Source organism: Actinoplanes sp. NPDC049118 (genome assembly GCF_040648555.1).
Taxonomy (GTDB): domain Bacteria; phylum Actinomycetota; class Actinomycetes; order Mycobacteriales; family Micromonosporaceae; genus Actinoplanes.
Map to the genome: position 1 here is coordinate 25,629 of NZ_JBEZDY010000020.1, position 13,722 is coordinate 39,350.

13 protein-coding genes are annotated in these 13,722 nt (G+C 74.1%); 1 reads left to right on the plus strand and 12 read right to left on the minus strand.

The features are described from left to right. Positions 1-92 precede the first annotated feature (92 nt). Positions 93-1,046, plus strand: a complete 954-nt coding sequence (locus AB0B58_RS28545; RefSeq protein ID WP_360229759.1) for a LysR family transcriptional regulator — start codon at positions 93-95, stop codon at positions 1,044-1,046. On the opposite strand, the gene AB0B58_RS28550 is transcribed toward AB0B58_RS28545, so the two are convergent. The 12 genes from AB0B58_RS28550 to AB0B58_RS28605 form a co-directional block, all read right to left on the minus strand. Beyond that, positions 997-2,238 carry a VWA domain-containing protein gene (locus AB0B58_RS28550; protein WP_360229761.1) on the minus strand — a complete coding sequence of 414 codons (1,242 nt, stop codon included), beginning with the start codon at positions 2,236-2,238 and terminating at the stop codon, positions 997-999. The genes AB0B58_RS28545 and AB0B58_RS28550 overlap by 50 nt on opposite strands. Further along, on the minus strand, positions 2,225-2,842 hold the full coding sequence (locus AB0B58_RS28555; protein ID WP_360229763.1) for an SRPBCC family protein: 618 nt from the start codon (positions 2,840-2,842) through the stop codon (positions 2,225-2,227). Before AB0B58_RS28555 ends, AB0B58_RS28550 begins: the two co-directional genes overlap by 14 nt. Continuing rightward, a complete protein-coding gene (locus AB0B58_RS28560; protein WP_360229765.1) occupies positions 2,839-3,729 on the minus strand; it encodes a MoxR family ATPase in 891 nt (296 codons plus the stop codon). Before AB0B58_RS28560 ends, AB0B58_RS28555 begins: the two co-directional genes overlap by 4 nt. Next, complete coding sequence (locus AB0B58_RS28565; protein ID WP_360229767.1) at positions 3,719-4,315, minus strand: nucleotidyltransferase family protein; 597 nt, start codon at positions 4,313-4,315, stop codon at positions 3,719-3,721. The genes AB0B58_RS28560 and AB0B58_RS28565 overlap by 11 nt, the downstream gene beginning before the upstream one ends. A 3-nt stretch (positions 4,316-4,318) precedes the next feature. Then, positions 4,319-5,179, minus strand: a complete 861-nt coding sequence (locus AB0B58_RS28570; protein ID WP_360229769.1) for an XdhC family protein — start codon at positions 5,177-5,179, stop codon at positions 4,319-4,321. Between the two features lie 7 nt (positions 5,180-5,186). Continuing rightward, positions 5,187-7,583 (minus strand): aerobic carbon-monoxide dehydrogenase large subunit, encoded by a 2,397-nt coding sequence (locus AB0B58_RS28575; RefSeq protein WP_360229771.1) that lies wholly within the window; start codon positions 7,581-7,583, stop codon positions 5,187-5,189. Beyond that, positions 7,580-8,062 carry a (2Fe-2S)-binding protein gene (locus tag AB0B58_RS28580; RefSeq protein ID WP_360229773.1) on the minus strand — a complete coding sequence of 161 codons (483 nt, stop codon included), beginning with the start codon at positions 8,060-8,062 and terminating at the stop codon, positions 7,580-7,582. Before AB0B58_RS28580 ends, AB0B58_RS28575 begins: the two co-directional genes overlap by 4 nt. A 2-nt stretch (positions 8,063-8,064) precedes the next feature. Next, positions 8,065-8,943 (minus strand): xanthine dehydrogenase family protein subunit M, encoded by an 879-nt coding sequence (locus AB0B58_RS28585; RefSeq protein ID WP_360229775.1) that lies wholly within the window; start codon positions 8,941-8,943, stop codon positions 8,065-8,067. A gap of 88 nt (positions 8,944-9,031) precedes the next feature. Beyond that, a complete protein-coding gene (locus AB0B58_RS28590; RefSeq protein ID WP_360229777.1) occupies positions 9,032-10,762 on the minus strand; it encodes a protein kinase domain-containing protein in 1,731 nt (576 codons plus the stop codon). 3 nt (positions 10,763-10,765) lie between these two features. After that, positions 10,766-11,626 carry a cytochrome c biogenesis CcdA family protein gene (locus tag AB0B58_RS28595; RefSeq protein ID WP_360229779.1) on the minus strand — a complete coding sequence of 287 codons (861 nt, stop codon included), beginning with the start codon at positions 11,624-11,626 and terminating at the stop codon, positions 10,766-10,768. A 3-nt stretch (positions 11,627-11,629) separates the two neighbouring features. After that, positions 11,630-12,214, minus strand: a complete 585-nt coding sequence (locus AB0B58_RS28600) for a redoxin domain-containing protein (protein ID WP_360229781.1) — start codon at positions 12,212-12,214, stop codon at positions 11,630-11,632. Next, positions 12,211-13,683 (minus strand): NADH-ubiquinone oxidoreductase-F iron-sulfur binding region domain-containing protein, encoded by a 1,473-nt coding sequence (locus AB0B58_RS28605; protein WP_360229783.1) that lies wholly within the window; start codon positions 13,681-13,683, stop codon positions 12,211-12,213. The genes AB0B58_RS28600 and AB0B58_RS28605 overlap by 4 nt, the downstream gene beginning before the upstream one ends. Positions 13,684-13,722: the final 39 nt, after the last annotated feature.

Here is a 13,722-nt window from a genome sequence, read left to right on the forward strand (position 1 = left end):
TAACCGACACAGATTCGCGCCCGGGTGCGGATCAACCGGGGCGGCCGGCGGGGCCCGGTGCGGGTTAGATTTACCGGCATGAAAGCGCGCGCATGACGCCCACGCAGTTGCGGGCGTACTCGGCCGTCGTGCGACTCGGGTCCGTCAAGCAGGCCGCCGCCCAGCTCGAGGTCTCCGAGTCGGCGGTCTCGCTGCACATCGGCCAGCTCCGCCGCGAGCTGGGCGATCAACTGTTCTCCCGGACCGCGGCGGGCCTGGCCTTCACCCCGGGCGGGCTGCGCCTGGCCAGCCGGGCGGCGGAGCTGCTCGGCCTGCAGGACCGCACGGTCCTCGAGGTCAGCGCGGCCGGTCGCGGACGGCGGCTGCTGCGGGTGGCGTCGTCGAGCCTGTTCGCCGAGCACGCGGCGCCCGGCCTGATCGAGCTGTTCGCCAAGCGGGCGGCGGACCTGGACGTGGAGCTGAGCGTGCGCGACCCGGCACAGTTCGACACGCTGCTGCTGACCCGCACCGTCGACATCGCGATCGGCCCGCAGCCGGCGGTGGTGGACCCGGCGCTGACCTGCCGCGCGGTGATGAACCACCGGATCGTGCTGGTCGTCGGTCCGACGCACCCGCTGGCCGGGGTTCCGGCGGGACCACACCGGCTGCGCGAGCAGACGTGGCTGATGGGCCCGTCGGCGGCGGGCGCGGGCGCGGTGCCGGCGCTGCTGCGCCGGCTGGGCGTGCCGGAGGACCGCCAGCGGATCTTCCAGAGCCACGCGGCGGCGCTGGAGGAGGCGAAACGCGGCAAGGGCGTGGCGGCCGGCCTGTCGTTCACGGTGGCGCAGGACGTGGCGCGCGGGCAGCTGGTGCAGCTGGCGGGTCCGCAGGTGACGTTCGACGCGGTCTGGCACTCGCTGATGCTCACCGAGCAGGGTGGCCCGACGGCCGCGGCGGAGCTGAGCCGGTTCGCGGCAACGCCCCGGGCGATCCAGGCGATGATGCGCGGCGCGGGCGTCACGGTCGGGCACTTCCGGCCGTCGATCCACGTGACCCTCTGGAGCTGACCGCGGCTCGCCGGGCGCCCGGGCCGGCGCCGGCGGCGATCTCCGCGGCGACGCGTTCCAGGTCGTGGAACGTGCCCGCGGGCAGCAGCCGGTCGCAGAACGGCAGCGCGGCCGCCATCGAGCCGACCAGCGGCGCGAACCCGGGCACGCCGGCGCGCGGATTCATCCAGACGATCCGGTGGGCACGCCGCCGCAGGCGTGCCAGCACCGCCGCCAGCTCCGCCGGCGGATCGCTGTCCCAGCCGTCCGAGCCGATCACCACGACCGCGCCCCGCACGGCGTTGCCGTGATGCGAGGCCAGCAGCGAGCGCAGGTTCGCCGCGATCCGGGTGCCGCCGAACCGGTCGGTGACCAGCTCGCCGGCCCGGGCGACGGCGGCGACCGCCGAGGCGTTGCGCAACACCACCGTCAGCCGGGTCAGCGTCGTCGCGAAGGCGAAGACCTCCGCGTCCGCGACGGCGGCGAAGGCGCGCATCAGGTGCAGATAGGCGGCGGCCTGTGCCTGCATGGACCGGCTGACGTCGCAGAGCAGCACCACCCGGCGCGGCCGCCGCAGCGGGCGGGACCGCACCAGGACGACCGGCTCCCAGCCCGTGCGGCGGGCCCGGGTCAGCGTCGGCCGCAGCGCGATCCGCCGCCCGGCGACGCCGGTCCGCCGCCGCCGCGTACGCCGGGTCGGCCAGTCGGCGGCGCGCAGCCGCTCGCCCAGCAACGCCACCTGCGCGGCGTCCAGCTCCTCGAACGGCCGGTCGGAGAGCGCGGCGAGCGCACTCGGCCGCCGCTCGGGCACGCCGCGCTCCCCCGCGGCACCCTCCGCGTCGGCGACCACCGGCGGCAGCGTCGCCCACGGCAGCCCGCCGGAGTCGGGCGAGCCCTCCGCGGCCGGCAGCGACACGAACGATTCGCCGCGCGGCGCGGGCCCGCGGCGCCCGGAGACGGCCGGTGCGTCGTCGAAGACCCCGGCGAACGCCCGCTCGAACGCGGCCAGGTCGGCCTGGCGCCGGACCAGGGTGACCCGCGCGGTCCAGTAGAGCCGTTCGCGCGACAGCGGCGGGCAGGCGCCGAGCGCACGCACGAAGTCGTCCACATCGGTCAGCCCGCAGGGCACCCCGGCGCGTCGCAGCCGCCCGGCGAGGCCGACCGCGAACGCGGCCCGGTCGACGCCGCGCAGGAGGACGTCAGCGCCGGACAACGACCCAGACGATCACGGCGGCGACCGCGACCCCGATGCCGAGCGGAATCAGCCGCTTGTAGACGGACCGGCCGCCCAGTTCGAGGAGATCGAGGGCCGGCGCCTGCGCGGAAGGCGTCTCCGCCACGGGCGGCACGACCGACGGAGCCGGTGCGGGTTCCCCGGCGGCGAGCTTCGCCTCCAGATTCGCGACGAACTGGCCCAGCAGCCGCCCCGACACCTCCTTGATCATGCCGCTGCCGAACTGGGCCAGCTTTCCCGATATCTTCAGGTCCGTGTCCACGCTGACCAGCGTGCGGTCGCCGTCCGGCCGCAGCTGCGCGGTCACCACCGCCGCCGCGTTCCCCGCCGAGCGGGAGTCGCGGCCCTTGGCGTCGATCACCGCGCGCCGGGCCTGCTCGTCCTTCTCCAGGAAGCGGGCCGTGCCCGCGAAGTCCGACACCACCGGGCCGACCTTGACCTTCACCCGCCCGGCGTAGGTGTCGCCGTCGACCCCCGTCAGCGAGGCGCCGGGCAGGCACGGCGCGATGCCCTCGAGGTCGGTGAGCACCGCCCAGGCCCGCTCGATCGGGGTGTTCACGGCGAACTCGTTGGTGATCTTCATGGTTGCCTTTCCTGTGGTGCGGCCGGAAGGGCGGCCGTGATCAGATCACGGTCGTCGAGGGTCTTCGCGATGGCACCGAGGGTGCGGATCACGTGGTCCGGAATCAGTTCGGTGACGCCCAGCGCCGACAGCGCGGCGACCCAGTCGATGGTCTCGGCCATGCCGGGCGCCTTGTCGAGCTCCAGCCCGCGTACGTGTGCGATGAACGCCGTCGCGGCGGTGATCAGCGCGCCGTCCGCGCCGGGCACCGTGCGGCGCAGGATCTCCGCCGCCCGCCCCGCCGACGGGTAGTCGATCCAGTGGTAGAGGCAGCGGCGGCGCAGGGCGTCGTGCAGCTCGCGGCTGCGGTTGGAGGTCAGCACCACGATCGGCGGCCGTACCGCGGTGAAGGTGCCCAGTTCGGGAACGGTGACAGCGGCCTCGCCGAGGAACTCGAACAGCAGCGCCTCGAACTCGTCGTCGGCCCGGTCGATCTCGTCGATCAGCAGCACCGGCGGCACCGGCCCGGCGTCCCGGACGGCGCGCAGGATCGGCCGCTCGAGCAGGAAGTCCGCGGTGAACAGGTCGGCCTCGCCGAGCCGCTCCGAGCGCGCCTCGGCGAGCCGGATGGCCAGCAGCTGCCGCTGGTGGTTCCACTCGTACAGCGCCTCGGGAACGCCGAGGCCCTCGTAGCACTGCAGCCGGATCAGCGTGGCGTCGAGCGCGCGGGCGAGGGCCTTGGCCGCCGCGGTCTTGCCGACGCCCGGCTCGCCCTCGAGCAGCAGCGGCCGCCCGAGCCGCAACGCCAGGAACAGCGCCATGGCCAACCCGTCGTCGACCAGGTAGTCGACGGCATCGAGGCGGCGCCGCACCTGTTCGGGCGACGGGATCGGGCAGTCAGCGGGCAAGGCGGTCTCCGGCCAGCAGTCGCTCGTAGTCCTCGCGGGTGTCGACGTCGATCGGCACCGGCCCCGGCACCGCCACCTCGACCACCGGATGCACGCCCGAGTGCAGCAGCTTCCACACCGCCTTGTCGCCGTGCAGGCCCGCCAGCGCGCCGAACACCTCGCGAGCGAACCAGAACGGATGGCCGAGGCCGTCGTCGTACCGGCAGACGCCGAGCGGGCCGCCGCCGGCGGCGGCGAGCAGCGCGGCCACCGACGACGCCCGCACGCCGGGCTGGTCACCGAGCAGCAGCACGAAGCCGTCGGCGCGCGGGTCGATCGCGCCGACCGCGGTGCTCACCGAGGCGCCGCAGCCGGTGCTTCCCGCCGGCACGTCCACGGTGCCGAACCCGCTCAGGTCGACCCGCGCCCGCACCGCGCCCGCGGAGCCGCCGAGGGTGACCAGCCGCTGGTCGAACGCGCACCGCCGGGCCGTGTCGAGGGCCGCGTCCAGCAGGGTCCGGCCGCGGTACGGCAGCAGCTGCTTGGCCTCGCCCAGGCCGAGGCGCGCCGAGTTGCCCGCGGCGAGGACCACACCCGACACGTACACGGCTCAGCCCCGCGCGAGGAAGGCGTCGCGGCACCCCGTACCGCAGAAGTAGTCACCGTCCGCCGAGACCGAGTCCGGACCGATCAGGACGGTCATCCCGCAGATCGGGTCCGTCGCCGCCGCCGGCGGCGCGGCCGCGGGCGCGGCGGCCGCCGGCGCCAGGCCCTCGGCCCGGATCGCCCGGACCACCTCGGCCATGATCGACAGGGCGATCTCCTGCGGGGTGCGTGCGCCGATGTCGATACCCGCCGGCGTGTGCACGCGGCCGCGCTCGCCGGGCGTCAGCGCGAGCGCGTCGAGCACCGCCGCGCCGCGCGTGCGGCTCGCCACCAGGGCGATGAAGCCGACGCCGGCGTCCAGGGCCGCCCGGATCGCATCCTCCTCGCCCCGGCCCAGCCCGGCCACCACGGCCGCGGTCGCGCCGGCGTAGCCGCCGTCGGGCGACACCTCGAAGTCGAGGAAGGCCGCCAGCGTGGCGACCGCCGCGCCGATCGGGGTGTCGCCGGCCAGCCGGAGCACCGGCCGGGGCAGGACCGGCCGCAGGAAGATCTCGATCGCGCCGCCGGAGTGGCACGGGTTGACCACGACCAGCGCGCCGGGCGTCTCCGGGAACGCCGACCCGCCGTCGGGCAGCACCCGCAGCAGCAGGGTACGGCCGTCCCGCAGGGTGTCGAGGGCGGCGGAGCGCACGGAGCTCTCCGCGCAGTGTCCACCCACGAAGCCCTCGATGGAGCCGTCGTCGAGGATGACGGCGTCGTCGCCCGCGCGGGCCGAGGTCGGCTGCTGCGCGCGGACGACGGTGGCGTGCACGAACGGGCGCCGCTGCTGGGTCAGCGTCCGGGCGCGCTCGGCGATGTCGGTCATGGGTCGCTCAGATCGGCGGCCGGGCCGCGCCGCGCATCGCGTCCCAGACCCGGGACGGGGTGAGCGGCATGTCGGCGTGGCGGACACCGAAGGGCGCGAGCGCGTCCACGACGGCGTTGACGATGGCGGGCGGCGAGCCGACGGTCGCGGACTCGCCGACGCCCTTGGCGCCGATCGGATGGTGCGGCGACGGGGTGACGGTGAAGCCGGTCTCCCAGTCGGGCACCTCGAGCGCGGTGGGGATCAGGTAGTCCATCAGCGACGCGCCGAGGCAGTTGCCGTCCTCGTCGAAGGAGATCATCTCCATCAGCGCCATGCCGACGCCGTCGGTGAGGCCGCCGTGCACCTGACCCTCGATGATCATCGGGTTGATCCGGGTGCCGCAGTCGTCGACGGCGATGAACCGGCGAACCGTCACCTCGCACGTCCCCGGATCCACGTCGACGACGCAGATGTACGCGCCGTGCGGATAGGTCAGGTTCGACGGGTTGTAACAGATCTGGGCCTCCAGCCCGCCCTCGACCCCGTCCGGCAGGTCGCCGGCGCCGTGCGCGCGCATGGCGACGTCCTGGATCGTCACCGACCTGCCCGGGTCGCCCTTGACGTGGAACGCGCCCTTCTCCCAGTCCAGGTCGGCGACCGAGACCTCGAGCATCGCCGAGGCGATCAGCCGGGCCTTGTCGCGGACCTTGCGGGCCACGAGCGCGGCCGCCGCGCCCGAGACCGGGGTGGAACGGCTGCCGTACGTGCCGAGCCCGAACGGCGTGTTGTCGGTGTCGCCGTGCACCACGTCGATGTCGGCGGGCGGTATGCCGATCTCCTCGGCGACGATCTGCGCGAACGTGGTTTCGTGCCCCTGGCCCTGCGACTGCACGCTGAGCCGGACGACGGCCTTGCCGGTCGGGTGCACGCGCAGCTCGCAGCCGTCCGCCATGCCCAGCCCGAGGATGTCCATGTCCTTGCGCGGTCCGGCGCCGACCGCCTCGGTGAAGAACGCGATGCCGATGCCCATCAGCTCGCCGCGGGAGCGCTTCTCGGCCTGCTCCTTGCGCAGGTCGGCGTACCCGGCCATGTCCATCGCCAGGCGCATCGTCGGCTCGTAGTCGCCGGAGTCGTACACCCAGCCGGTCTTGGTGGTGTACGGGAACTGCTCGGGCCTGATGAAGTTCTTCAGGCGCAGCTCGGCCGGGTCCATCGCCAGCTCGGCGGCGAGGCAGTCGACGATCCGCTCGACCAGGTAGACGGCCTCGGTGATCCGGAACGAGCACGCGTACGCGACCCCGCCGGGCGCCTTGTTGGTGTACACCGCCGTCATCGAGCAGTAGGCGGCCTCGATGTCGTAGCTGCCGGTGAAGACGCCGAAGAAGCCGGCCGGATACTTGACCGGGGCGGCCGTGCCGTTGAAGGCGCCGTGATCGGCGAGCACGTCCGTGCGGATGCCGAGGATCCGGCCGTCGCGGGTCGCCGCTATCTCGCCGCGCATGATGTAGTCCCGGGCGAAGCCCGTGCTGATCAGGTTCTCCGAGCGGTCCTCCATCCACTTCACCGGCTTGCCGGTGACGATCGAGGCGACGATGGCGCAGACGTAGCCGGGGTAGATCGGCACCTTGTTGCCGAAGCCGCCGCCGAGGTCCGGCGAGATCACCTGGATCTTGTGCTCGGGCAGGCCGGCGACGATCGCGTACAGGGTGCGGTGCGCGTGCGGCGCCTGCGTGGTGGACCAGAGCCTGAGCCGGCCCTCGACGGCGTCGAAGTCGGCGACCGCGCCGCACGTCTCCATCGGCGCCGGGTGCACCCGCGGATAGACGATGTCCTGCCGCACGACCACGTCCGCGGCCGCGAAGACCGCCTCGGTGGCGGCCTTGTCGCCGGTCTCCCAGTCGAAGCAGTGGTTGTTCGTCTTGCCGTCGAGGTCGTCGCGGATCAGCGGCGCGTCCGGGGCGAGCGCCCGCCGCGCGTCGATGACCGGCTCGAGCACGTCGTACTCGACGTCGATCAGCTCGCACGCGTCACGGGCCGTGTACCGGTCCTCGGCGACGACGAAGGCGACCTCCTGGCCCTGGAAGCGGACCTTGTCCGTGGCGAGCACCGCCTGCACGTCGCCCGAGAGCGTCGGCATCCAGGCCAGGCCCTGCGCGGCCAGGTCGGCGCCGGTCACGACGGCCCGGACCCGGGGCAGCGCGGCGGCGGCGCTGGTGTCGATGCCGACGATCCGCGCGTGCGCGAAGGGCGAGCGCAGGATCGCCAGGTGCAGCATGCCGGGCAGCTGGATGTCGTCGGTGTACCGGCCGCGGCCGCGCACGAACCGCGGGTCCTCCTTGCGCAGCATCCGGCCGTGCCCGACGGGCTTCTGGTCGTTGTCCTCGAAGGACGTGAGCCTGCCGGACCCCTGCACGGTCGTCATGCCGTCACCTCCCGGTCGCCGGCCTCGTGCACCGAGGCCCAGCGCACCGAACGGACGATCGTCGCGTAGCCGGTGCAGCGGCAGATCTGGCCGGAGATGGCCTCGCGGATCTCGGCCTCGGTCGGGTCCGGGTTGCGGTCGAGCAGCGCCCGGGCGGTCATCAGCATCCCCGGCGTGCAGAAGCCGCACTGCAGCCCGTGGCACTGGATGAAGCCCTCCTGCACCGGGTCCAGCTCTCCGTTCTTCGCCAGCCCCTCGACCGTACGGACCTCGTGGCCGCCGGCCATCGCGGCGAGCACCGTGCACGACTTGACGGGCTCGCCGTCGAGCCACACCACGCAGGTGCCGCAGTTGCTGGTGTCGCAGCCCCAGTGTGTGCCGGTGAGGCCGAGGACGTCGCGCAGGAAGTGCACGAGCAACAGCCGTCCCTCGATCTCCTCGGTGACTTCGACGTCGTTGACGGTCATCGAGACCTGCATGCTCAGCCTCTCTCGGCGATGCGCGCCACGGCGCGGCGCAGGGTGCGGATGGTGAGCTCCTTGGCGAGGTGGCGCTTGTAGTCGGCGCTGCCGCGCTGGTCGGTGACCGGCTCGCAGCTCTCCGCGGCGATCGCGCCGGCCTCGGCGTACAACCGCTCGGAGGGCGGGCTGCCGCGCAGGGCCGCGGAGATCGCCGGCAGGCCGGTGGTGTTCGGGCCGACGGCGGCGAGGCCGACGCGGGCGTCGGTGACCAGGCCCGCCTCGTCGAGCCACACCGCGGCGCCCGCGGACACCACGGCCCAGTCGCCGGCCCGGCGCTCGACCTTCGCGTACGCGCTGCCGCCGCGCTCGCGCACCGGGATCTGGATCTCGATGAGGATCTCCCCGTCGGCGACCGCCGTCTCGTACGGCCCCTGGTGGAAGTCCTCCATGGTCACCGTCCGGGTGCCGCCGGGGCCGCGGATCACGCAGCTCGCGCCGAGCGTGGTGCAGACCGCCGAGAGGTCCTCGGAGGGGTCGGCCTGGCAGAGCGAGCCGCCCAGCGTGCCGCGGTTGCGCACGACCGGGTCGGCGATCACCCGCTCGGCGTCCCGGAAGATCGGCAGCGCCGCGGCCAGCGCGTCGGACTCGAGCAGCTCGCGGTGGCGGGTCAGCGCACCGATCCGGACCCGGTCGGCCTCAACGACGATGCTGCCCAGCTCGCCGTGCAGATCGTTGATGTCGATGAGGTATTCGAAGTTGGCCAGCCGGAGCTTCATCATGGGCAGCAGACTGTGCCCGCCGGCCACGAGCCGGGCGGTGTCGCCGTAGCGCTCCATCAGCGCGATGGCCTCGTCCACGGTGGTCGCCCGCGCGTATTCGAAGGGTGCCGGAACCTGCATGCCGCAGTATGGGCCGCGACCTGATCACGCTGTCAACGGCAACCTAAGCCAATGCTTAATCCGGCGTCGAGATTGGACGGACACGGCGCTAGAGCGACTGGATCTCCACGTTCGCGAACGTGACGGCGTACGGCGGGTTGGTCTCCGCGTCCTCGGCGCTGAGCCCGAGCAGGACCTGGCCCTCGTTCGGCCCGTCCGGCGGCAGCGTCACCGCGCCGGCGAAGTCCCCGTCGCGGAACACCTGGGCCTTGCCCTCGCGGACGACCAGGTGGATCCGGACGGACTGGCGCAGCCCGATCCGGCGCTCGAGCGCGACCCTGCCGTAGACCCGGCGGTCCTCCGGCAGGTCCGCGGCCACCGAGATCTCGCCCTGGCACACCCGCAGCAGCTGACCGCCGGCCTCGGAGTCCCAATGGAACCAGATCGCCGCGCAGCTGCCCGCGGACTGCAGCGCGGTGGTCACCTCGACGCCGGTGTCGTCCGAGACGACCTCGTCGGGGCCGGCGCACTGATGGGTGCCGCGGTCCGACCGGGTGGCGCGCAGGACGCCCCGGACGAGGCAGCCGGCGTCCTGCCCCGGCACCTCGCTGTCCGGCCACAGGCCGGGCCCGCTCAGCGGGTCCTGGATGATCGTCTCGCCGCCACCGGGGTCCACCGGCGCCGGGCCGGCCACCCCCGGCTCGGCGTTGTCGGCGGGGTCCGTGGCCGGGGCACCGGTCTCCTCCGGCCCGGAGGTCGCGGCGTCGCCGCTGGTCAGCGGGGCGCCCGCCGGCCCGTACGCGTTCAGCACCAGGGCGACCGTCGCCAGCCCGGCGAGCACGAGCAGGACGGCCAGCACGGCCAGCGTCCGGTGGCCGCGCGGCCGGCGGGCGGGCCCGGGTGGCGCGTAGGCGGGGTACGCCCGCTCGTACCCGGCCGGCGGGGCCGGCTCCTCGCGCGGCGCCGGGGCGGGTACCGCGAACCCGGTCGCCCGCCGGCGCTCGGTCGGCCGGTCGCCGAGCAGCAGGTCCAGCAGCTCCCGGGCCGTCGGCCGGTCCTCGGGATGCTTGGAGAGCGAGAGCTCGACCAGGTCGCGCAGCGGCTCGGGCAACCCGCCCAGGTGCGGCGGCTGGGTCAGGATCCGGGCGGCGGTCGCCGGCGGCGAGTCGCCGTGGAACGGGGTCCGGCCGGTACCGGCGTACGCGACCACGCAGCCCCACGCGAACACGTCGGCGGCCGCGGTCAGCGGCCGCCCGGGCTCGGAGGAGAACCGCTCCGGTGCCATGTACGCGACCGTGCCGACCATCTGGTCCGTGCGGGTGTGCTGGCTGGTCGCCTCGAACGCCCGGGCGATGCCGAAGTCGATGACCTTGGGGCTGCCGGGCGCCAGCAGCACGTTGCCGGGCTTGAGGTCGCGGTGGATGACCCCGGCGCCGTGTATGCCGGTCAGCGCGGTGGCCACGCCCACCGCGAGCGAGTGCAGGGCGGCCGCCTTCAGCGGGCCGCTCTCCTCCACCACCTCGGCGAGGCTCGGCCCGTCGACGTACTCGACCACCAGGTACGGCGGATTGTGGTCGAGGTCCGCGTCGAGCACCTCGGCGGTGCAGAACGACGGCACCTGCCGGGCCCGCTCGACCTCGCTGCGGAACCGCCCCCGGAACTCGGGGTCGTTGACAAGCGTGGCGTGCACCAGCTTGATCGCGACGAGGTAGTCGTCGCGGTCGGTGGCCAGGTAGACGACGCCCATGCCGCCGGAGCCGAGCCGTCCGGTGATCCGGTACTCGCCCAGTCGCTCGGGGTCGCCACGGCGCAGCGGGCTCACCCGGGAGGCGGTGTCCATCCGTCAGCTCCCCGCCGGGGCGCGCCGGCGCCGGGACAGCAGGAGCGCCGCCAGCACCAGAACGGCCAGCAGCAGCGCGAACCAGCCCGCGCCCACCCGGCCGACCGCACCGCTCAGCTCGTGCTGCACCCCCGAGGCGAAGTTCACCACCGGGTCCCGCCCGGACTGCCGCAGGTCCCCGGCGAGCCGCAGCTCGTACCAGCCGTAGTAGGCCACGTAGGCACCGGCGACGACGAGGACCGCGCCGCCGATGCGGGGCACGGCGGCGGACGCCCGGCGCAGCCGCGAGACCGCGGAGACCCGGACCAGCGCGACGGCGAGCGCGGTCACGCCGATCACCAGCCCCATCCCGGCGGCGTAGCTGACGAACAGGGCCACGCCCTCGCCGATCGAGCCGGCCCGCAGGCTGGAGACGACGATCGCCAGGAACGGCCCGACCGCGCAGCCGAGCGACGCGAGCGCGTAGGCCATTCCGAAGAGGACCATCGAGGCGGCCGAGCCGGTCAGCCGCGGCGCCCGCAGCCCCTTGCCCGGGTTCGGCAGCGAGCGGCCGGCCAGCAGCCAGCCGCCCAGAGCGAGCAGGCCCAGCCCGAAGACCACGGTCAGCCACGGCAGCCGCGGCAGCAGCCACCCGGTCAGCGGCGCCAGGACCAGCCCGAACGCGCCGAACACCGCGACGTATCCGGCGGTCAGCGCGGCGGTGCAGCGCAGCGCGCGGCCCACGGCCGCGAGGGTCGACCGGGAACCGTCGCTCTGATCACCGGCGACGAGCACCGACAGGTACGCCGGCAGCAGCGCGAACCCGCACGGGTTGACGGCGCCGAGCATCCCCGCGGTGAGCGCGAGCAGCAGCGTGGCCCCCACGGCTCACGCCACCAGCGACTTGACCTTGGTGGTGAGCTGCAGATCGTCGAGATAGCTGCGGACCACGACCTTGCCGGTCCGGTCCAGGATCACGTAGGTGCTCTGCTCGGTGATGCCGAACTTCTTCCAGAGCCGGCCCGGCTCGTCGTCGAGGTGCGGCACGTCTCCGACCTCGAGGTCGGAGACGAACTCGTGCATGTCCTTGTTGTTGCCCATGCCGGCGATGCCGAGGATGTTGAGCCGCCCGGCGTACTCGTCCTGCAGGTCGGAGATCGACATGGCCTCGCTGGCGCAGGTCGCGCACCACGGCGCCCAGAACCACAGGATGGTCGGCTTGCCGGCCATCGTCGCGGCGTCGAAGGTCTTGCCGTCCAGGGTCTTGCCCTTGAACTTCAGCGAAGCGGGCACCGCGGCGGGCGCCGCGGCCTCAGGCTCGGTGGCCCCGGCACCGGCGGCCGCGGGCTCGGCGGCCTCCGCGGCGACCGGCAACGGCGCCTCGGCCCGCGGCGCGGCGGCCGAGCCGCACCCGGCGAGCGCGCCGGCGGCCACCGTCGCCGCGATCAGGGCCCTGATCCTGAGTACGGTCACTTCTTACCTGCTTCCGTCAGCCGCAGAGCCAGTGCCGGGCACACGTTCACCGCCTTGCGGGCGCCGTTCTCGAGCCACGGCGGCAGCGGCGTCTGCGGGAACGCCGGGAAGCCGTTCGCGTCGAGCCGGATGATCTCCGGGGCGACCGCCGAGCAGAGGCCGTGTCCGTCGCATCGCGACCAGTCGACCGCGAGTTTCCGCGCGCCCTGATCGGTGTGGTACGGCAGGGGCAGGATGCCGCGTACCTGCTTGCCGCACCCCTCGCCGTTGGCGTGCAGCTCCACGTCGCGGGCGAAGACCTCGAGCGCGGAGAGCGCGAACCGGGCGGTGCCGTCGGGGTGGCTGCAGGCGCCGCGGCCCTTGACCACTCCGGCGGCCTGGCGCACGTTCTCCAGCGCGCTGCCGCCGAGCGCGACCAGGGTGACCGCGCGCGCCAGGTCGGGCAGGCCCAGGCGGCACGGGCCGCACTGGCCCGCCGACTCGCCGGCGAGGTACTGCACGACCTGTGCCACCTCGCCGAGCGGGCAGGTCGCCGAGCCGATCGGGATGAGCATGCCGGCGCCGAGGGTTCCGCCGACCTTGGCGAAGCCCTTGCGCGAGATGGTCACCGTCTTGGCGGCCTCGGCGGTGATCCACTTGCCGTGGTAGCCGCCGACGAGCAGCCCGGGTCCGATGTCGGCGCCGCACATGGTGAGCACGTCCATCAGCGGGGTGCCGGTCGGCGCCTCGACGACGGCGGGCGCCGTGGCCGAGCCGCCGACGGTCAGCATGACGGTGCCAGGCTCTTCGGGGATGCCGACCGCGTTGTACTCCCACGGGCCGAGCCGGGCCGCGATCGCGAGCTGCGAGTAGGTCTCAGCGTTGGAGAGCAGGGTCGGCAGCCCGTCGACGCCGTTGTCGCTCGAGCGGACCTTGCGGCCGGGCGGGATGTGCGCCTCGCCGTTGATGCCGCGGACGAGCGCGCCGCCCTCGCCGGAGATGAACCGGTGCGGGACGGTGACGATCCGGGTCGGCACCGGCATCCGCCGCTCGGCCAGCGCCGCCGCCAGCGAGTCCTGGCCGATGCCGTCGTCGGCGACGCCGATCACGATCTCCTCGGCGTCGAGCGCGGCGGCCGCGAGGGCCGCGCCGTCGAGGATCAGGTGGGGGCCGCGGGTCAGTACCGCCTTGTCCTTCCAGGACGGCGGCTCGCCCTCGGTGGCGTTGACCACGATCACCGGCGGCAGATCCTGGCGCTGGCAGGAGTCGAGCACGGCGCGCACCTTGCGGGCGAACGGGAAGCCGGCGCCGCCGCGTCCGCGCAGCTCGATGCGGTCGGCGAGGCCGATCAGCTCGCCGCTGGAGAGCGCCGCGAAGCCGCCGTGCACCTCCTGGTGCGCGATCAGATCGAGCCGGCCGTACTCGTCGAACCCGGCGGTGATCCGTGGCGTGCCGACGCTCGTGACCGGCGGGACCTTGCTCTCGCTCACGACGATCCCCCGCCGTCGCTGTGCCTTACGGTGCGCTCA

What these genes read in the sequence shown, in the direction of transcription:
- AB0B58_RS28555 (WP_360229763.1), bottom strand. Translation starts at nt 2,842, where the DNA reads ATGAAGATCACCAACGAGTTCGCCGTGAACACCCCGATCGAGCGGGCC.
- AB0B58_RS28575 (WP_360229771.1), bottom strand. Translation starts at nt 7,583, where the DNA reads ATGACGACCGTGCAGGGGTCCGGCAGGCTCACGTCCTTCGAGGACAAC.
- AB0B58_RS28545 (WP_360229759.1), top strand. Translation starts at nt 93, where the DNA reads ATGACGCCCACGCAGTTGCGGGCGTACTCGGCCGTCGTGCGACTCGGG.
- AB0B58_RS28580 (WP_360229773.1), bottom strand. Translation starts at nt 8,062, where the DNA reads ATGCAGGTCTCGATGACCGTCAACGACGTCGAAGTCACCGAGGAGATC.
- AB0B58_RS28570 (WP_360229769.1), bottom strand. Translation starts at nt 5,179, where the DNA reads ATGACCGACATCGCCGAGCGCGCCCGGACGCTGACCCAGCAGCGGCGC.
- AB0B58_RS28585 (WP_360229775.1), bottom strand. Translation starts at nt 8,943, where the DNA reads ATGCAGGTTCCGGCACCCTTCGAATACGCGCGGGCGACCACCGTGGAC.
- AB0B58_RS28590 (WP_360229777.1), bottom strand. Translation starts at nt 10,762, where the DNA reads ATGGACACCGCCTCCCGGGTGAGCCCGCTGCGCCGTGGCGACCCCGAG.